The 18,327-nt window shown below is 68.8% G+C and carries 16 protein-coding genes; 3 read left to right on the top strand and 13 right to left on the bottom strand.

Going from position 1 to position 18,327, the window contains the following annotated elements; all coding sequences use genetic code 11:
- The first annotated feature begins 132 nt into the window (after positions 1 to 132).
- Entirely contained in the window at positions 133 to 3,753 is a 3,621-nt protein-coding gene (locus tag E0H73_RS34940; protein ID WP_238164472.1) for a S8 family peptidase, read from the top strand.
- Between the two features lie 31 nt (positions 3,754 to 3,784).
- On the opposite strand, the gene E0H73_RS34935 is transcribed toward E0H73_RS34940, so the two are convergent.
- The 5 genes from E0H73_RS34935 to dnaK form a co-directional block, all read right to left on the bottom strand.
- The gene (locus E0H73_RS34935; RefSeq protein ID WP_131363690.1) at positions 3,785 to 4,321 is read right to left on the bottom strand and encodes a GNAT family N-acetyltransferase; all 537 of its coding nucleotides are present in this window, start codon (positions 4,319 to 4,321) and stop codon (positions 3,785 to 3,787) included.
- 296 nt (positions 4,322 to 4,617) lie between these two features.
- A complete protein-coding gene (locus tag E0H73_RS34930; protein WP_131363688.1) occupies positions 4,618 to 5,073 on the bottom strand; it encodes a heat shock protein transcriptional repressor HspR in 456 nt (151 codons plus the stop codon).
- A complete protein-coding gene (gene dnaJ, locus E0H73_RS34925; protein ID WP_131363687.1) occupies positions 5,073 to 6,245 on the bottom strand; it encodes a molecular chaperone DnaJ in 1,173 nt (390 codons plus the stop codon). The genes E0H73_RS34930 and dnaJ overlap by 1 nt, the downstream gene beginning before the upstream one ends.
- Before the next feature lie 27 nt (positions 6,246 to 6,272).
- Positions 6,273 to 6,980, bottom strand: coding sequence for a nucleotide exchange factor GrpE (gene grpE / locus E0H73_RS34920; RefSeq protein WP_131363685.1), 708 nt, complete (start codon positions 6,978 to 6,980; stop codon positions 6,273 to 6,275).
- Positions 6,977 to 8,845, bottom strand: coding sequence for a molecular chaperone DnaK (gene dnaK / locus E0H73_RS34915; protein WP_131363684.1), 1,869 nt, complete (start codon positions 8,843 to 8,845; stop codon positions 6,977 to 6,979). The genes grpE and dnaK overlap by 4 nt, the downstream gene beginning before the upstream one ends.
- A 281-nt stretch (positions 8,846 to 9,126) precedes the next feature.
- Here dnaK and E0H73_RS34910 point away from each other — a divergent pair, with 281 nt between their 5' ends.
- Positions 9,127 to 9,591 carry a GNAT family N-acetyltransferase gene (locus E0H73_RS34910; protein WP_131363682.1) on the top strand — a complete coding sequence of 155 codons (465 nt, stop codon included), beginning with the start codon at positions 9,127 to 9,129 and terminating at the stop codon, positions 9,589 to 9,591.
- Here E0H73_RS34910 and E0H73_RS34905 read toward each other — a convergent pair whose 3' ends face one another.
- The gene (locus E0H73_RS34905; RefSeq protein ID WP_238164471.1) at positions 9,592 to 9,984 is read right to left on the bottom strand and encodes a phosphoribosyltransferase family protein; all 393 of its coding nucleotides are present in this window, start codon (positions 9,982 to 9,984) and stop codon (positions 9,592 to 9,594) included.
- A 679-nt stretch (positions 9,985 to 10,663) separates the two neighbouring features.
- Here E0H73_RS34905 and E0H73_RS47540 point away from each other — a divergent pair.
- Positions 10,664 to 11,203 (top strand): endonuclease domain-containing protein, encoded by a 540-nt coding sequence (locus E0H73_RS47540; RefSeq protein WP_238164470.1) that lies wholly within the window; start codon positions 10,664 to 10,666, stop codon positions 11,201 to 11,203.
- Between the two features lie 61 nt (positions 11,204 to 11,264).
- Here the strand turns inward: E0H73_RS47540 and hutI are convergent, their stop codons facing one another.
- The 7 genes from hutI to E0H73_RS34865 are packed head-to-tail and all read right to left on the bottom strand — an operon-like array spanning position 11,265 to position 18,249.
- Complete coding sequence (gene hutI / locus E0H73_RS34895; protein WP_131363679.1) at positions 11,265 to 12,428, bottom strand: imidazolonepropionase; 1,164 nt, start codon at positions 12,426 to 12,428, stop codon at positions 11,265 to 11,267.
- Positions 12,425 to 13,735 (bottom strand): formimidoylglutamate deiminase, encoded by a 1,311-nt coding sequence (locus tag E0H73_RS34890; protein WP_131363678.1) that lies wholly within the window; start codon positions 13,733 to 13,735, stop codon positions 12,425 to 12,427. The genes hutI and E0H73_RS34890 overlap by 4 nt, the downstream gene beginning before the upstream one ends.
- Positions 13,732 to 14,904, bottom strand: coding sequence for an allantoate amidohydrolase (locus E0H73_RS34885; protein ID WP_131363859.1), 1,173 nt, complete (start codon positions 14,902 to 14,904; stop codon positions 13,732 to 13,734). Before E0H73_RS34885 ends, E0H73_RS34890 begins: the two co-directional genes overlap by 4 nt.
- 17 nt (positions 14,905 to 14,921) lie before the next feature.
- Entirely contained in the window at positions 14,922 to 15,854 is a 933-nt protein-coding gene (locus E0H73_RS34880) for an ABC transporter substrate-binding protein (RefSeq protein WP_131363676.1), read from the bottom strand.
- 21 nt (positions 15,855 to 15,875) lie between these two features.
- The gene (locus tag E0H73_RS34875; protein ID WP_131363675.1) at positions 15,876 to 16,595 is read right to left on the bottom strand and encodes an ABC transporter permease; all 720 of its coding nucleotides are present in this window, start codon (positions 16,593 to 16,595) and stop codon (positions 15,876 to 15,878) included.
- The gene (locus E0H73_RS34870; protein WP_131363674.1) at positions 16,592 to 17,251 is read right to left on the bottom strand and encodes an ABC transporter permease; all 660 of its coding nucleotides are present in this window, start codon (positions 17,249 to 17,251) and stop codon (positions 16,592 to 16,594) included. The genes E0H73_RS34875 and E0H73_RS34870 overlap by 4 nt, the downstream gene beginning before the upstream one ends.
- Positions 17,248 to 18,249 (bottom strand): ABC transporter ATP-binding protein, encoded by a 1,002-nt coding sequence (locus tag E0H73_RS34865; protein ID WP_131363672.1) that lies wholly within the window; start codon positions 18,247 to 18,249, stop codon positions 17,248 to 17,250. The genes E0H73_RS34870 and E0H73_RS34865 overlap by 4 nt, the downstream gene beginning before the upstream one ends.
- Positions 18,250 to 18,327: the final 78 nt, after the last annotated feature.

Raw genomic sequence — 18,327 nt, 5'->3', positions numbered from 1 at the left:
CCAAACTTGAGTCCATTCCACTCAACTCTGGGAAATCCCGGGGAAATCTCAGGGTCGGGACAGAACCTTCGGCCTCGGTACGGCGTCCTCCGTCGTGGAAACCCTGTGCCCGTTCCGCCCCGGAGGCTCTCCTTGCGAAGACATCGCTGGACCATTCCACTCCTTTGCGTAGCTGTCGCCCTCAGCGGCACCGTCGCCCTGCCCGCGAGCGCCAAACCGGTCCCCGGGTCCGCGGCGACCACCACGCGCATCACTCTGATCACGGGCGACCGCATCCAGGTCACTCAGTACGCCGGACGCCCGCCGGCGATCGTGTTCGAGCCGGACCGCCACAGCAGCTCCGACTCCGCGATCACCACACTGTCCGGCGGCCACACGTACGTCGTACCGACGGCAGCCGCTGCTGATGTCACCAGCGGCAAGCTCGACCGGTCCCTGTTCGACGTCACCACCTTGATCGCGGAGCAGCGTGACGATGCGCACTCGGCCACGATGCCAGTGATCGTCCACTACGCCGGCTCCGAGGCCACCGCGACCGCACGCGCCAAGCAGGCAACGATCCCGGGCGCGGCGAGCAGCCGGACTCTCGACAGCATCGGCGCACGGGCCGCGGCGATCACCAAGACCGAGGCCACCGCCTTCTGGAAGAACCCGCAGGTCGAGCGCGTGACGCTGGACCGCAAGGTCAAGGTCAGCCTGGACCAGAGCGTTCCGCAGATCGGCGCACCTGCGGCCTGGCAGCGCGGCCTGACCGGCAAGGGCTCGAAGATCGCCATCCTGGACACCGGCATCGACGCCACGCACCCGGATGTCGCCGGCCGCATCGCGGCCTCGCAGAACTTCACCCCTACCGAGGACGCCGGCGACCACTACGGCCACGGCACGCACGTCGCGAGCATCGCGGCCGGCAACGGCGCGGCGTCGGGTGGCAAGTACAAGGGCGTCGCCCCCGACGCCACCTTGCTGAACGGCAAGGTCCTCGACGACTACGGCAGCGGTGAGTTCTCCGGGATCATCGCCGGGATGGAGTGGGCCACCGCGCAAGGCGCGGATGTGGTCAACCTGAGCCTGGGCGGCGGGGAACCGAGTGATGGCACGGACGACCTGTCCCAGGCGGTCAACCGGCTCAGCCGCGACACCGGCACCCTCTTCGTCGTTGCTGCAGGCAACTGCTTCGCACCCGAGCCTGCCACCGTCACCTCCCCCGCGGCGGCCGACGACGCGCTGGCCGTCGGCAACCTGCTGCGCGACGGCTCGGTCAGCGACAGGTCCTGCCGCGGCCCGAGGTACGGCGACGGCGCGCTGAAGCCGGAGATCTCGGCACCAGGCACCGACATCGTCGCGGCCCGCGCCGCAGGCACCAGCCTCGGCGAGCCGGTCGACGACAACTACACCAAGCTGAGTGGTACGTCGATGGCCACGCCACATGTGGCCGGTACGGCGGCCCTGCTCGCGCAGGCACACCCGGACTGGTCGTTCAGCCAGCTCCGCGAACGTCTGATCTCCACTGCCGACCCACAGCCCAACAACACCGTCGACGAGCAAGGCGCCGGTCGAGTAGACGCGGACCAGGCCACCGACGCCGGCGTGACAGTGGACTCCGGTGAGCTGGAGCTCGGCCGCCTCAGCTGGCCCTACCCGGCCGATGACGAAGTCAGCCGCGTCCTGACCTACCGCAACCCCACGAGTACGGCGGTCTCCCTGCAACTGACCGCCGGTCCGGCCGCCGTCGAGCTCAGCACCGACCACCTCACTATCCCGGCCAACGGCGAGGCCACAGTGACGGTCACCGCCAACCGCGCTGCCGCCGGAGCAGGCACGTTCTCCGGCCGGATCAGCGCCTCTGCCGAAGGTGCGGACCCGATCGTCACGACGTACGGCTGGTATGCGGAGCCCGAGCTCTACAACCTGACCATCAAGGGCATCACTCGCACCGGCGCGCCCGGCGCCGGTCAGGTCGCCATCAGCAGACTCGACGGCGATCCGGTCAGCATCCCCGGCGGCGTGATCATGCAGAACGGCACTGCCACCGCCCGCCTCGCACCGGGCAAGTACGAGGCCAGTGTGGTGTTCTTCAGCGAAGCGACCGACAGCGAACTGGAGCACTTCGACCTGGCTGTCGGCCCAGAGGCGAACCTCACCAAGGACGCCACGGTCACCCTCGATGCGCGGCGCGGCAAGCCGGTCGATCTGAAGGTCAAGGGCCAGTCCGGTCTGACGGCTCGCGAGCGCGGTGCGGTCTACACCCGGTTCAACACCGCTGGGATTCCCACCGGAGGCAACTCCATCAGCACCACCGGCGCACCGCGGGTCTTCACGGCCACACCGGTCGGCAAGCCGGCCACGGGGACCAGTGAGTTCGCCACCGCGTCGCGGCTGGAGGTTCCGCCGTACCGGATCACTGCCGGCAAGGACCAGTACGCCGTGCTCGACTACTACTTCGGTCCGCGGTTCACCGGAGAGAAGGACCTCCAGGTCAGCGAGGACCTGCAGGACGTGCGCGGGAAGCTTGCGGTGATCAAGTTCAAGGACGAGGACTGGAACGGCAAGCTGGTCAAGGCCGCCCAGGACGCGGGCGCGGCGGCCGCGCTGCTCTACAACCCCGATGTGGCAGGCGACAACGGAGTCAACGCCTACTGGGCGACCGGTGAGGGCGAGGCAGCCACCATCCCGGCGATGCGCACCTCCCGGGAGACTGTCCGTCGCCTGCTCGAGCACCAGGGCACGGTCCGGATCATCGGCCAGGCGGCGACGCCGTACGTCTATGACTTGGCGATCCCCTGGCGGAACCAGGTGCCTGCCAACCCGACGGTGACGGCCCAGCCCAACCAGTTCGCCAGGGTCGACGAGGTGTTCGGGTCGCACGCCGAGAGCATGCCCACCTCGGAGACGCGGTACGCCACCACGCCTGCGGGCTTCATCTTCGGTGGGTGGCTCGCACCGGCGTTCAGTACTCCGGCCCGGCGTACGTCGTACATCCTCGGGAACGACCAGATCCGCTGGTCGAGCACACTGGCGCTCAACAACGGCGGAGACCAGCTGATGGGTGTGTCGAGCACCGAGCGCGTCTACCGCGCCGGTCAGCACACCTCGGCCCGCTGGGTAGCGCCGGTGCAGAACTCCGGTCTCCCGGTGGCCGCGACGCCACTGGCCGGAGTACAACGTTTCGACGGTGGACTGTCCGTCGTGATCAACCCGTACCGGCACGGACCGGACGAGATGGGTGACATCGACGTCGGGGGCACTGTGCTGACGGTGGAGCGCAACGGTCTCGTGGTCGCGTCGGAGCCGGCCTCCGCACTGTGGGCCGATGTGCCGGCCGACAGCGCCGACTACAAGATCACGATGGACACCGCGCGGGAGCACGAGTTCTGGCAGTATTCGACCCGGGTGCAGTCGGAGTGGACGTTCCGGACGCAGGGCAGTGAGGACGAGGTCATGCCGCTCGTGCTGGCCGATCTCGACGTACCGGCCGCGGATCCGCTCAGCAGAGTGCAGTCCGGCAAGCCGACCGAGGTCCGACTCGGTCTGAGGCACCAGGCCGGTTCCCAGTCGGCGAAGTTCAAGACCGTCCAGCTGGAGCTGTCGTACGACGGCCAGCAGTGGACCCGCCTGCCATTGCGGCAGACCGGTTCAGCGCAATACACGACGACTGTCACGGCCAAGCAGTCACCGTCGTTCCGCATCACCGCCGTTGATGCCAAGGGCAACAAACTGTTCCAGGAGATCACCAAGGCCTACGGCCTGAAGTAGCGCGAATGGGGGTGGCTGCGGCCACCCCCATTCAGCTGGTGAACTCGGCTGCGCGGATGCGGTACACCTGGAGGGTCAGGTCGTAGTACTTGTCGGTCTCGCCGACCCAGACCATCCCGAGCCGGGCGGCGGTCGCGATGGCGCGCTTGTTGTTCGGGCGGGCGACGGCGAAGAGCTCGTCGGTCGAGCCGTCCTTGAACGCCCACCGCATCAGCGCGCGGCTGGCCTCGGTCGCGTACCCGTTGCCCCAGGCACTCGGCCGCAACTGCCAGCCGATCTCGAGATCCTCCTCGTACGGCGGCAGCAGCCGGATCAGCAGGCCACCGACGACCTCGCCGTCGTCGCGGCGGGTGATCGCCCACCGGCCGGCCGGCGGGACGAAGTTCGGCTGGGCCTCGATCCAGGCCTGCAGGATCAGGCGCATGGTGGCCACGTCGGTCACCTTGTCGATGGCCGGAGACAGCCAGGGCGCCACGTCGGGCGAGCCGTAGATCTCGAGCGCGGCGTCGGCGTCGTCTTCTTCCCAGTCCCGGATCAGCAGCCGGTCCGTCTGCAGGCTCAGCGTCACCCCGCCAGGGTATGCCGCCGGGCCAAGCCGGACGAGGGCCGCGAGTGACCGGCAGATGAACGCGAGAAGCCCCCGGTCCGGCCGGGGGCTGCTGCTGTGATCGAACCGCAGGGCGGTCCTGGAACGGACCACCCTGCGGGGGCCGAAGGGTGCTGGGGGGAGAGCACACCTTCGGCGGTGGAGGCGTCGGGGGGACGACGGCCTCCACGGACCGGAGGCTCCGAGGGGGGAATCGGAACACCTCCGGTGGTCGGAGGGGGTCAGCGGCTGACCCGTGGCCGGTGTGGCGGCGCCGGTCAGCGCGGTCCCAGCTCGAGCGGCTGGGTCCGGATCCACCGGGTCGTGGTCTGCTGCCGGCCCATGGCGATCACGTCGCCGGCCGGACCGGCCGAGAAGACCCGGCTGCTACTGCTCTGCCGGGACACACCCACACCCCGCTGGACTTCTGCCAGGAGCTGGTTGACCCGCTTGCGCAGGTCCTCCACTTCGGACTGTAGCGCGAGAATGTGCCGGATTCCCGCCAGGTTGACGCCCTCTTCCTGGGACAGGTGCTGCACGTAGCGCAGCTTCGCCACGTCGTACGCCGAATACCGCCGGCCGCGGCCGGACGCCCGGCTCGGCGTGACCAAGCCGAGCCGGTCGTACTGGCGCAGAGTCTGCGGGTGCATGCCGGCCAGCTGGGCCGCCACCGAGATCACGTAGATCGGGGTGCGGTCGTCCCAGGTCGGCACCTGGCTGAACGGGAGGCCCATCAGGAACTCCCGAACAGCCCGGCCCGCAGGTCAGGGTGTTCCGAGGCCGAGTTGAACTCCTGCAGCTTGGCGCGCTGCTCCTCGGTCAGTTCGTGCGGCACCTGCACCTCGATGGTGAGCAGCAGGTCGCCCTTCGTGCCGTCCCGCCGGACCGAGCCCTTGCCACGGACGCGCAGCTTGCTGCCGTTCGCCGTACCAGCAGGGATCCGGACCGTGACGGGCATACCGTCCAGGGTCGGCACCTTGATCTCGGCACCCAGTGCCGCCTCGGTGAAGCTCACCGGGACGTTCAGCGTCAGGTGCTCGCCCTGGCGGCCGAAGATCCGGTGGGTGTGCACGTGCACGGTGACGTAGAGGTCGCCCGCGGGGCCACCTCGCTCGCCGGCCGCACCCTTGCCCTTCAGCCGGATCCGCTGACCGTCCTGCACGCCCGCCGGGATGCGGACCTGCATGGTCTTGCTCGACTGGCCGCGGCCGGAGCCGTGGCAGGTCTCGCACGGCTGGTCGACGACCAGGCCGCGGCCCTTGCACTCGGTGCACGGCTCGGTCATGGCGAACACGCCGCCCTGGACCGAGGTCTGCATGCCCGTGCCCTCGCACTTCAGGCAGACCTTCGGCACCGTGCCGTACTTCGCGCCGGTACCGCGACAGGTCTTGCACGGCTCGTCGCTGGTCATCCGCAACGCCACGGTGACACCGTTCACGGCCTCGGCGAACTCGATCGACGCCTCGGTCTCGATGTCGGCACCACGCCGCGGCCGGGCCGTCGACGAGGTGGTCGTGGTCCGGCCGCCACCGCCGAACATGCCGCCCAGGATGTCGCCGAGGCCACCGCCGCTGCCTCCGCTGCCACCGCGGTTGAACAGGTCGCCGACGTCGAAGTTGAACCCGCCGCCGCCCTGTCCGCTGCCGCCCGGCATCCGGAAGCCGCCGCTGCCGAACAGCCGGCGCGCCTCGTCGTACTCCTTGCGCTTCTTCGGGTCGCCGACGACGTCGTACGCCTCGGAGACCTCCTTGAACTTGGCCTCGGCGCTGGCGTCCCCGGCGTTGGAGTCGGGGTGGTACTTGCGCGCCAGCTTGCGATAGGCCTTCTTGATCTCATCGGCCTCGGCGGTCTTGGAGACGCCGAGAACCTTGTAGAAGTCCTTCTCGAGCCAGTCCTTCGTGCTCATCCGACGCCTCCCCTCCCGTCGTGTCGCCTACTCCGCGGACTTGTCCGCGGCCTGGTCGTCATCTGCACTCTCCGCCGGTACGCCGTCCTGCGTGGCGTCACCAGGTAGTTGCTCGGTCGGTTCCGAGACGGCCACCCGGGCCGCCCGCAGGACCCGCTCCCCGAGGCGGTAGCCGGGCTGCATGACCATCGTCGCGGTCGGGCCGTCCACCTCGTCGGAGTAGTTGTGCAGCAGGGCCTCGTGGATGCGCGGGTCGAAGGTGTCACCCTTCTCGCCGAACCGCACCAGGCCGAGCTTCTCGGTGACCCGCTCCAGCGACTCCGAGACCGCCTTGAAGGCGCCCTCGAGCTCGCCGGCCTCGCGGGCCCGGCCGATGTCGTCCAGGATCCCGAGCAACTCGGTAAGCACCGTGCCGATGACGAGCTCGCGGCTCGCCTCCCGGTCCCGGTCCACCCTGCGCTTGTAGTTGACGTACTCGGCCTGCAGTCGCTGCAGGTCCGCCGTACGTTCGGCCAACGCCTCGGTCAACAGTGCCTCCTGGGCAGACGGGCCGATCAAGTCCGAGGGATCCCGCGGCGGCTGTGCGCCCGGGGTGCCCGGCATGCCCGGCTGGGGGCCCGGTGCGGGAGCCTCGGAAGGCTCCCGCAGCGCGCCGGTGTCCGGGTCGATCCGGCGCTTGTCCCGGACGACGGGCTCGCCGTCGCCGAACTCGCTGCCAGTGGGTCGATCCGTCACTTGTCCTCCGTCTTGTCCTGCGGCCGGTCCTCGTCCACGATCTCGGCGTCGACGACGTCGTCGTCGTTGCTGCTGCTGTTCGCCGAGTCGTCCGCCGTCGCGCTCTCCTCGGAGCCGCCGCCGGCTGCCTGGGCGTTCGCGTACATCGCGGCACCCATCTTCTGGCTGGACTGGGCGAGCTTCTCCGACGCGGCCTTGATCGCGTCGGCGTCCTCACCCTCGAGGGCCTTCTTCAGCTCGGCGACGCCGTCCTTGACCTCGGTCTTGACGTCGTCGGGGACCTTGTCCTCGTTCTCGGACAGGAACTTCTCGGTCTGGTAGACCAGCCCCTCGGCCTGGTTGCGGGACTCGACGGCCTCGCGGCGCAGCCGGTCCTCCTCGGCGTACTGCTCGGCGTCGCGGACCATCTTGTCGATGTCGTCCTTGGGCAGCGCCGAACCGCCGGTGACGGTCATCCGCTGCTCCTTGCCGGTGGCCAGGTCCTTGGCGTTGACGTGCACGATGCCGTTCGCGTCGATGTCGAAGGTGACCTCGATCTGCGGCACGTTGCGCGGCGCCGGCGGCAGGCCGGTCAGCTCGAAGTTGCCGAGCGACTTGTTGTCGCGCGCCATCTCCCGCTCGCCCTGGTAGACCTGAATCATCACCGACGGCTGGTTGTCCTCGGCGGTGGTGAAGATCTCCGAGCCCTTGGTCGGGATCGTGGTGTTGCGCTCGATGATCTTGGTGAACACGCCGCCCTTGGTCTCGATGCCCAGGCTCAGCGGGGTCACGTCGAGCAGCAGGACGTCCTTGACCTCACCCTTCAGCACACCGGCCTGCAGGGAGGCGCCGACGGCCACGACCTCGTCCGGGTTCACACCCTTGTTCGGGTCCTTGCCACCGGTCAGCTCCTTGACCAGGTCGGCCACCGCGGGCATCCGGGTCGAACCGCCGACCAGGATGACGTGGTCGATCTTCGACACGTCGATGCCGGCGTCCTTGATGACGGCCTTGAACGGGGCGCGGGCGCGCTCCAGCAGGTCGTTGCTCATCTTCTGGAACTCGGCCCGGGAGAGCTTCTCCTCCAGGTGCAGCGGGCCCGACTCGGTCAGGCTCAGGTACGGCAGGTGGATGGTGGTCTCGGCCGCGGCGGACAGCTCGATCTTGGCCTTCTCGGCGGCCTCGGTGAGGCGCTGCATGGCCATCTTGTCGCCGGACAGGTCGGTGCCGTTCTTGTTCTTGAACTGCGTCACCAGCCACTGCACGATGCGGGCGTCCCAGTCGTCACCACCGAGGTGGTTGTCACCGCTGGTCGCCTTCACCTCGAAGACGCCGTCGCCGATCTCCAGCAGCGACACGTCGAACGTGCCACCACCGAGGTCGAAGACCAGGATGGTCTGCTCGGTGCCCTTGTCCAGGCCGTAGGCCAGCGCGGCCGCGGTCGGCTCGTTGACGATCCGGTGCACCTTCAGACCGGCGATCTCGCCGGCCTCCTTGGTCGCCTGGCGCTGCGCGTCGGAGAAGTACGCCGGCACGGTGATGACCGCGTCGGTGACCTGCTCCCCGAGGTACGCCTCGGCGTCCCGCTTCAGCTTCTGCAGCACGAACGCGCTGATCTGCTGCGGGGTGAACTTCTTGCCGTCGATGCTGACGTTCCAGCTCTCGCCCATGTGACGCTTGACGGAGCGGATGGTGCGGTCGACGTTCGTGGTGGCCTGGCGCTTCGCCACCTCGCCGACCAGGACCTCGCCGTTCTTGGCGAAAGCCACCACCGAGGGCGTCGTGCGCGCTCCCTCGGCGTTGGGGATGACGGTGGGCTCGCCACCTTCCAGTACGGCGATGACGGAGTTCGTCGTACCGAGATCGATACCGACCGCGCGGGCCATGTGCTTACCTCCACACTGAGTGAGTCCGGGGGACGACCCCCGCACCCCCGGAAACTTGAGTGATGCAGACTCAATGTTGCCGTTCGACCGCCTCGGATTCAAATCCGTGACCGAACAAACTTGAGTACACCTGGCTCAACATTGCACACCCCGTGGGTCATTCCCAAGGCGACCCCCGATTTTCCGGGTCACGGCCAGGGAGAGGCCAGGGTGGACCCGAACTGACCCCTGCCCTGGACAAGGCTTTCCGTGGGAGGGTGTTCACCGTGAAGCTCCGCCCGATGACAACCGCTGACGACGCCGCGGTGCTTGCTTTGAATGCCACCGCGGAAGGGTTGGTCGAGCCGCTCGGACCTGCCCGGCTGGACTGGCTCCGCCTGATCGCAGCTCATGCTGTCGTGGTCGAGGAGGACAGCCGTCCGGTCGGCTTCGTCCTCACCTTCACGCCGGGGTCGGCGTACGACGGGCTCGAGTTCGAGTGGTTCGCCGCGACGTACGCCGACCGGTTCCTGCTGGTGGAGCGGATAGTGGTCGCCGAGGAGCGCCGCCGCCGTGGCATCGGCACGGCGGTCTACCGCGCGATCGAGCGAGCTGCGAAGCCGTTCGACCGGGTTGTCGCCCGGGTCCGCTCCGACCCGCCCGACCCGGCCGGTCTGGGCTTCCATGCGTCCCGTGGGTACACCGAGGTGGGCAAGCAACGCCTGCCCACCGGCGCCACCATGGCGCTCATGGCGAAGGATCTCTGATCACAGCGTTCGGATGTTGAGCAGCGCCCGCAGTGGGAGGTCGTGGCGCAATCTGGCGTCGGTGAGGGCATCGACGATGCAGGCCGCACCGATCCACTGCGCGCCGCTGTCCTCCACCAACTGGCGGGCAGTGACCGCGGTTGCGCCCGTATCCGCCCAGTCGTCGACCAGAAGCACTCGGTCACCAGCCCGGACGAGGTCCCGGCGGAAGCCGAACACGACGTGGCGGTCGCGGTAGTCCGGTGCCGTCGTCCGCTGCACCCACCGATCGCTGTCGGTCGCCGGCGCCTGGTTCTTCCGCATCTCCACGAACCCGACCCCAAGAGCCGCCGCCGTCAACGCGCCAACCAACGCACCCCGCGAAACCGGCCCGACCACGACCGTAGGCGTCACGTCGTACAAACTCCCCAACGCCGGCCCCAGTTCCCGCAACAACCCGGCGTCCCGCCACCACCCGGTGATGTCGGCGTAACTACTTCACACGCCCCGATCCGTACGCCACGTGAAAGCGTCCCGCAACCGAACCCTCAACTCCCTGTCCATACCCCCAGGATGACGGCGCCGGGGGACGACCGCATCTGATTTGCGGACCGCCACCACTCAGTAAGTCGGCCGCCGCGTGCAGCCGCGCGCTCGGAGCAGGCGGTGTCGGGCGCCTCGGGAGCCCTTGGTGAGTGCGGGCGGTCCGCCTGTGGACAACCCACGTCGCCGGTCCGCCGCAGCCCACCATCATGGGGTCGTGGCAGACGTGGCCGAGGTACTCGGCAGACGCAGCGGGAGTTCGACCTTCGCCGATCTACGCGCCCTGGTGTCCGCACGGGCGATCCGGGATGCGTTGGCGGCGGGACAGATTCGCCGCGTCGCGAAAGGTGTCTACGCTCTGCCGGAGGCGCCACCCGCCTTGACGGCCGCACGCAGCCACGGAGGCGTCGTGTCTCACTTGAGCGCGGCAGACCACTGGGGCTTCGGGGTGATCAACCTGCCACCGTTGCCGCATGTCACCCTGCCTCCAGGCCGAGTTCGACGTCGGACCGGACTCCCGTGCGTCTTGCATTGGGCAGATGTGGCTTCCTTGGATGACGCGACGACGCCCGTCCGGACCGTCCTCGACTGCATCCGGATCCTGCCGCTGGCCGAGGCACTCGCGGTTGCCGACTCTGCCCTGCGTGCAGGCGTCGACCACGACGAGATCCTGGATGGGGCGGCGAAGCTCCGCGGACCACATCGGCGCCGCATCCAGCAGATCGTCGCGCTTGCTGACGGACGGGCGGAATCGGTGCTGGAGTCAGCGCTGCGCGCCTTGCTGATCGACGCGGGGATTGACGGATTCGTGCCCCAACTGGTGGTTCAGGACGATGAGTTCTCGGCGCGGCTCGACCTCGCGCATCCCGGCCAGCGGATCGGCCTGGAGGCCGACGGGTTCGAACATCACGGCACCCGCCGGGCGCTGGTTAGGGACTGCCGCAGGCACGTGAACCTGGCCGTCCGAGGTTGGCGGATCCTTCGCTTCAGCTGGGAGGACGTGATGTACGACGGTGAGTGGGTGGTGGCGGCCGTCGAGCGGACGCGCGGACACCAGCCACTCACCAAGCTCAAACTCCACGCAGCTTAGACGCGGTTCCGAGCGTGATGCCTCAACCGCGGGTGGACTTGGTGAGTGGCGGCGGTCCGACTCACCCCGGGCGGCCGGCTACGAAGGTTTGGGAGATGAGGGGTACGGCGGGGCGGTAGGAGAGGTGTAGGTGGGTGGGGGCGTCGAGCACTGTGAGGTTGGCTTGAGCGCCGGGGGTCAGATGGCCGACGTCGGTGCGGCGGAGGGAGGCGGCGCCGCCGGCGGTGGCGGACCAGAGGGCCTCGTCGGGCGTCATGTGCATCTCGCGGACTGCCAGGGCGATGCAGAAGGGCATGGACGAGGAGTAGCCCGAGCCTGGGTTGCAGTCGGTTGCGAGGGCTACGGTGACGCCGGCGTCGATGAGGCGGCGAGCATTCGGGTACGGCGATCGCGTGGAGAACTCGATCGCGGGGAGCAGCCCGGCGACGACTCCGCTGGATTCGAGGGCGTCGACGTCCGCGTCGGTGAGGTAGGTGCAGTGGTCAGCCGCGGCAGCGCCGACCGAGCAGGCCAGCTGGACACCCGGCCCCTCGCCGAGCTGATTCGCATGCACTCGGGCGCCCAGACCACGAGCGAGGCCGGCCTCGAGGATCGCGCGGCCCTGGTCCTCGTCGAATGCGCCGCGTTCCACGAACACATCGACCCACTTGGCATGCCCGGCGACCGCCTCGAGCATCGGCCCGGTCACCAGCGACACATAGCCCGCCGGATCGTCGGCGTACTCCGCCGCTACGACGTGCGCACCCAAGTACGTCGTCTCGTCGGTGAACTGTCCCGCGATCTCCAGCGCCCGCGCCTCGTCCGCGACCGTCAGGCCGTACCCGGACTTGATCTCGACCGTCGTGGTCCCCTGCCGCCGCATCTCGGTGACGAGCCGGGCGACGTTCGCGGTCAACTGTTCATCGGTCGCCTGCCGGGTCGCCGCGACCGTGGTCCGGATCCCGCCGGCGGAGTACGGCGTACCTGTCATGCGGGCGGCGAACTCCTCGGCCCGGTCACCGGCGAACACCAGATGCGAGTGCGAGTCGACGAAGCCCGGGATCACCGCGCGTCCGCCGACGTCGATCGCACCGTCCGCGGCCGGCGCCTCCCGCCGCGATCCGACCCACGCGACCGTGCTGCCCTCGATCACCAGCGCGGCATCGCGCACCTCGCCGAGCAATCCACCGCGAGCGGGATCGTTGGTCACCAGCGAACCGATGCCGGTCAGCAGCAGCGACGTCACTCCGTCACCGCCGCGATCGACGCCTCGAGCTCGGCGGTAACGTCCATCGTCATGTGTTTGCCTCCAGCAACTACATGCCGGCCGCCGGTGATCACGTCGGTCACGTCCGCGGCCGAGGCCGCGAAGACCGCCGTCTCCACGGTCCCGCCGGTGCCTGCCGTACGGGCGCTGTCGAGGCGCACGGCGACCAGGTCGGCGCGCGCACCCACCTCGATCATCCCGGCGTCGGCGAACCCGAGTGACCGGTGACCATCGGTCGTCGCGGCCTTCAGCAGCTCCGACGCGGACCAATGGCCGCGCTCCCGCGAGGCGAGCCGTTCGTCAAGCTCCACCGCGCGCATCTCCTCGAACAGATCGATCACCGCGTGGCTGTCCGACCCGAGCGTCAATGGCGACCCGGCGTCGCGCAGCGCCACTGACGGGCCGATGCCGTCGGCCAGGTCCCGCTCGGTGGTCGGGCAGAAGCACGAGTACGTCGCCGAACTGCCGAGCAACCCGACGTCGACATCGGTGAGGTGGGTCGCGTGGACGGCACTCGTCCGGCCGCTGAGGAACCCGGCCTCATCGAGCACCTGCGCCGGGGTCCGGCCGTACGCGTCCAGGCAGGCGGCGTTCTCCCCGACCTGCTCGGACAGATGGATATGGAGTGGTACGTCGGGGAACGCCGAGGCGACTGCGCCGAGCTGCTCCTGCGGCACGCCACGGACGGAGTGGGCGGCCGCGCCGATCACGACGTCGTCGGAGCCGGTGAGCAGTGAGACACGGGCGGCCCAGCTCGCGGCGTCGCCGTCGCTGAAGCGTTCCTGGACCGAGTTCAGCGGTTGGTCGATGCCGCCGGCGATGTAGCAGGTGTCGAGCAGGGTGATGCGCATGCCGACGTCGCGGGCCGCCGCGATCAGCGCCGTACCCATCGCGTTGTGATCGTCGTACCGGCGCCCGCCGGGGGCGTGGTGCAGGTAGTGGAACTCGCCGACGGCGGTGATGCCGGCGAGCAGCATCTCGCCGTACACGGCTCGCGCGAGGGCGTAGTACGACTCCGGGGTGAGCATCGAGGCGACGGCGTACATCTGCTCGCGCCAGGTCCAGAACGTCCCGCGCTCGGTCTGCGTGCGGCCGCGCAGCGCACGGTGGAAGGCATGGCTGTGGCAGTTCGCGAGGCCCGGTAGGACGAGGCCGTCGAGGCGGGTCGCGTCGCCGGGGTCCGCGCCGGTCTCGACCGCGGTGAAGCGGCCGTCCACGATGGTGACGAGCACGTTGTCGGCGATGCCGCCCGGGAGCAGCGCCCGCGCGCACCAGTACGACGTCACTTCGCGAGATCCCGCAGTACGGCGGCCAGGGCCTCGACGCCGGCCAGGCAGTCGTCCTCCTCGGCGTACTCGGCCGGGGAGTGCGAGATGCCGGTCGGGTTCCGCACGAACAGCATCGCGGTGGGGATCCCGGCGGCCGAGAACACGCCGGCGTCGTGACCGGCGCCTGTTGGGAGCACTGGTGCGCCATTCAGTACGCCGACCAGGCGGTCGCGGAGGTCGGCCGGGAAGTCCACGATGGGTGAGACGGACTCGGGTGTGACGGTGAGCGTCGTACCGTCCCGCTCGGCGCGTTCGGTGGCTTGCTTGGTGATTGCTGCGAGCAACGAGTTCAGGGTTGCGTCGTCGGCTGCTCGGGCGTCGAGCCAGGCGGTGACCCGGGACGGTACGGCGTTCGTGCCGTTGGGCTCGACGGAGAGCCGGCCGAAGGTCGCGCGGGCGCCGGCGAGGCGGGCCTGCTTGTTCGCGGCGAGGGCGGTCATGGCGTAGGTGAGCATCGGGTCGTGGCGGTCTTCCATCAGCGTCGTACCTGCGTGGTTGGCCTCGCCGCTGAACGTGAACCGGTAGCGGCCGTGCGGCCAGATCGAGCTGGCCACACCGACCGGTGCCGTGAGTCCGCGGCCCTGCTCGACGTGCAGCTCGATGAACGTGCCCATCCGGTCGAGGAACGCCGATGGTCCTACGCCGGCCGGATCCGTCCCTGCCGCTTCCAACGCCTGCGCGAGAGTCACGCCGCTGCGGTCCTTCAACCCCAACGCCTTCTCGGCAGGCAACACGCCGGCCGCCACCCGGGACCCCAAACAAGGCATCCCGAACCGCGACCCCTCCTCCTCGACAAACGCCCCCACCCCGATAGGCACACTCGGCGTGAACCCCTCGCGCCGCAACAGATCCACAGCCGCCAGCGCCGAAACCACCCCCAAAGGCCCATCAAAAGCCCCACCCTCAATCACCGAATCCAAATGACTCCCGGTGACTACACCTGGCTGGCCGGAAGGCCCCCACCAGGCGATGAGGTTGCCCAGGCCGTCGGATTCGAGGGTCAGGTTTCGGGCGGCGCACTGGTCTTGGAACCAGTGCGTCGCCGTGCGTTCGGTGGGGGTCCAGCCGCCTCGGTGGTACCCGCCCGTGGACGGGTCCTTGCCGATGGCGGCCAGCGCCGCCCACATCTGTTCGAAGCTCAAGGTCAGGACAGCGGGTTCTTCGACAGCCAGTCCTTGGCCACCGCGTCAGCGCTCTCCTTGCCGACGTCGATCCGCTTCACCATGTCGGTCAGGCCCTCGGTGGTGAGCTTGGCCTGCACCGCGTTCAGCGTGGACGCGACGTCCGGGCTCTTGTGGTCGGTGCGGATCAGCGGGACCACGTTGTTCGGCAGGTGGATGTGCTCCGGGTCCTCGAGGATGACCAGGTTGTTGTCCTTGATGTACGACTGCGTGGTGAAGAACTGGGTCACCTGGATGGTGTTGTCCAGCAGCGCCTTGAGGCTCAGCGGACCACCCGGGTCGAGCGGCTTGAACTCCTTGAACTCGACGCCGTACTTGTCCTTCATGCCGGCCAGGCCGGCCTCGCGCGTCTTGAACTCGGGCCCACCACCCGCGAGCATCGTGTTGCTCACCGGCTTCAGGTCGCCGATCGACTTCAGCGAGTACTTGTCCGCGGTGGCCTTCGTCACCACGATCGCGTCCTCGTCGGCGGCCGGCGACTTGTCCAGCACCTCCAGGCCGCTCGGCAGTACGCCGGGCAGCGCCTTGTAGACGGCCTCGGCCTCGTTCTCGGTGGCGTCCTTCTTGAAGTAGACCAAGGTGGCACCGGTGTACTCCGGGAGCAGGTCGATCGACTTGTCCTGGATCGCGGCCATGTAGACCTCACGGGCACCGATGTTGAGCTTCTTGGTCACCTTGACGCCCTTGGCCTCCAGCGCCTGGGCGTAGATCTCGGCGAGCAACTGGCTCTCGGCGAAGTTGGCGGACCCGACCGTGATCGAGTCGACCTTGTCGGGGGCCGATCCGCCGCCGGCGTCGTTGCCGCTCGACAGCGGGTCCTCACCACCTCCGCAGGCCGCGAGGGCGAAGACCGCCGACGCGGCAATGGCACTGCGGATGAAGGTTCTTCTGAACACGGGGTCCTCCAGGGTCCGTTCTCAGTTCGCGCCGGCCGGTGCCGGAGCGGTCGAGGTCGTGGTCGTGGTGCTGCTTCTGCGCAGCCGGCCGGTGAGACCGGGCGACACCGCGTAGCGGGCGACCAGGGCGAACAGCAGGTCGAGCACGATGGCCAGGACGGCGACCAGGAAGGCGCCGGCCAGCATCTGCGGGAAGTCGCGGACGCCGAGCCCGTCGATCACATACCGCCCCAGGCCGCCGAGTGCGACGTACGCCGCGACGGTCGCGGTGGACACGATCTGCAGGGTGGCGCTGCGCACGCCGGAGATGATCAGCGGCAGCGCGATCGGGATCTCCACCTTGGTGAGGATCTCCCGTCCGGTCATGCCCATCCCCCGCGCGGCGTCGATGGTACTTCGGTCCACGGCCGCGATTCCGGCGTACGTCGAGGCCATGATCGGCGGTACGCCGAGGACGACCAGCGCGATGATGACCGGCACCACGCCGATGCCGATCAGCAGCACGATCAGCGTCAGCAGGCCGAGCGTCGGCAGCGCGCGCCAGGCGTTCACGGTGTTGATCGCGACGAACGCGCCGCGGCGGGTGTGCCCGATCAGCAGGCCGATCGGGAACGCGATCACCGCCGCGATGAGCAGTGACAGGCCCGTGTAAGCCAGGTGCTGCAGCAGCCGATGGATGATGCCCTCAGGGCCGGACCAGTTGGCCGGATCGGTGAGGAAGTCGAGGAGGCCCTGGATCATACGGTCACCTCCTTGATCGGTGCGGTCGCCCGCGCCCACGGCGTCAGCACCCGCTGCAGCCCGACCAGCAGCACGTCACACAGCAGGGCCAGCAGCAGCGAGAGCACCACGCCGACGATGATCGGGGTGAGGAAGTCCTGCTGGAAGCCGAGCGTGAACAACTCACCGAGCCCGCCGATGCCGATGATCGCGCCGACGCTCACCATCGAGATGTTCGCGACCGTGACGACGCGCACCCCGGTGATGATCACCGGGACAGCGATGGGCAGGTCGATTGTCAGCACTCTTCGCAGGGTCCCATAGCCCACCGACACTGCGGCCTGGAGAACGTCTTCCGGCACCGAACGGAGTCCGTCGATCACGTTCCGGATCAGCAGCGAGACCGCGTAGATCGTCAGCGCGATGATGATGTTCGCCGCCGACAGCACCTTGGTCCCGATCAGCGCCGGCAGCACGATGAACAGCGCGATCGACGGCAGCGAGTAGAGCACACCGCCGAGCGCGACCAGCGGATTCGCCAGCCAGCTGTACCGGGTGGCGATGTACCCGATCGGGATCGAGATGATCAGCCCGAGCACCATCGGCACCAGCGCCAGATAGAGGTGCTCGCGCAACTGTTCCCAGATCAGCGACCAGTTGTCAGCGATCCACGTCACGACCGCAGCCTTTCGGCCAGCGTCTCGTACCCGACCACGCCGACGGCCTTGCCGGAGTCGTCGACGCACACGCCCTTCCCGACCGGAGACGTCAGTACGGCGTCCATCGCGGCCCGCAACGAGTCGCCGCGATGGAAGGTCGCACCGACCGGCTCGAGCTGGTCCGATCCGTTCAGCCAGCCGACCGGCGTACCGTCCTCGGCCACCGTCAGCTCCGCTGGTACGTCGGACAGCCGCAGGTCGTCCGCGGTGACGAACGTCAGGGCTCGGTAACCACGATCCTTGCCGATGAAGCTCTCGACGAAGTCGTCGACCGGGTTGGCCAGCAACTCGGCCGGCGGCGCGAACTGGGCCAGCTTGCCGCCGGTGCGCAGTACTGCGACGTTGTCGCCGAGCTTGATCGCCTCGTCGATGTCGTGGGTGACGAACACGATGGTCTTGCCGATGTCGCGTTGCAGCCGGAGCAGCTCTTCCTGCAACTGGTTGCGCACGATCGGGTCGACGGCGCTGAACGGCTCGTCCATCAGCATGACCGCCGGGTCGGCCGCGAGCGCGCGGGCAACGCCGACTCGTTGCTGCTGGCCACCGGACAGCTGGGCCGGATACCGCTCGGCCAGCTTGAGGTCGAGACCGACGCGCTCGAGCAACTCCATCGCGGTGGCGCGGGTCTTGCGCTTGTCCCAGCCGAGCAGCTTCGGCACGGTCGCGACATTGTCCACCACCGTCTTGTGCGGGAACAGGCCGGCGTGCTGGATCACGTAGCCGATGCCGCGCCGCAGGGTCACGGCGTCCTTGGTGTTGATGTCCTCACCGTCGATCGAGATGCGCCCACCGGTGCGCTCGATCGTGCGGTTGATCATCCGCAACGACGTGGTCTTGCCGCAGCCCGAAGGCCCGACGAACACGGTGATCTGACCGCTCGGGATCCGCAGGGACAGGTTGTCGACGGCCACGGTGCCGTCCGGATACCGCTTGGTGACGTCCTCGAACTCGATCATGGCGCCCCTTCGCGCTCGTCGTCGGTCGCCCGAAAGACCCTAGCGGAACCGGAGACCGAAACCACGCGGTCGGCCGGT

This window comes from Kribbella pittospori (assembly GCF_004331465.1).
Taxonomy (GTDB): Bacteria; Actinomycetota; Actinomycetes; order Propionibacteriales; family Kribbellaceae; genus Kribbella; species Kribbella pittospori.
The sequence above is the reverse complement of the archived record's forward strand: the minus strand, read 5'-3'. Positions and strand labels throughout refer to the sequence as shown.

Excerpts from the sequence above, each read along its gene's own strand:
- E0H73_RS34910 (WP_131363682.1), top strand. The coding sequence starts at position 9,127 with ATGACAACCGCTGACGACGCCGCGGTGCTTGCTTTGAATGCCACCGCG.
- dnaJ (WP_131363687.1), bottom strand. The coding sequence starts at position 6,245 with ATGAGCACGAAGGACTGGCTCGAGAAGGACTTCTACAAGGTTCTCGGC.
- E0H73_RS34930 (WP_131363688.1), bottom strand. The coding sequence starts at position 5,073 with ATGGGCCTCCCGTTCAGCCAGGTGCCGACCTGGGACGACCGCACCCCG.
- E0H73_RS34875 (WP_131363675.1), bottom strand. The coding sequence starts at position 16,595 with ATGATCCAGGGCCTCCTCGACTTCCTCACCGATCCGGCCAACTGGTCC.
- E0H73_RS34885 (WP_131363859.1), bottom strand. The coding sequence starts at position 14,904 with ATGTGGGCGGCGCTGGCCGCCATCGGCAAGGACCCGTCCACGGGCGGG.
- E0H73_RS34865 (WP_131363672.1), bottom strand. The coding sequence starts at position 18,249 with ATGATCGAGTTCGAGGACGTCACCAAGCGGTATCCGGACGGCACCGTG.
- dnaK (WP_131363684.1), bottom strand. The coding sequence starts at position 8,845 with ATGGCCCGCGCGGTCGGTATCGATCTCGGTACGACGAACTCCGTCATC.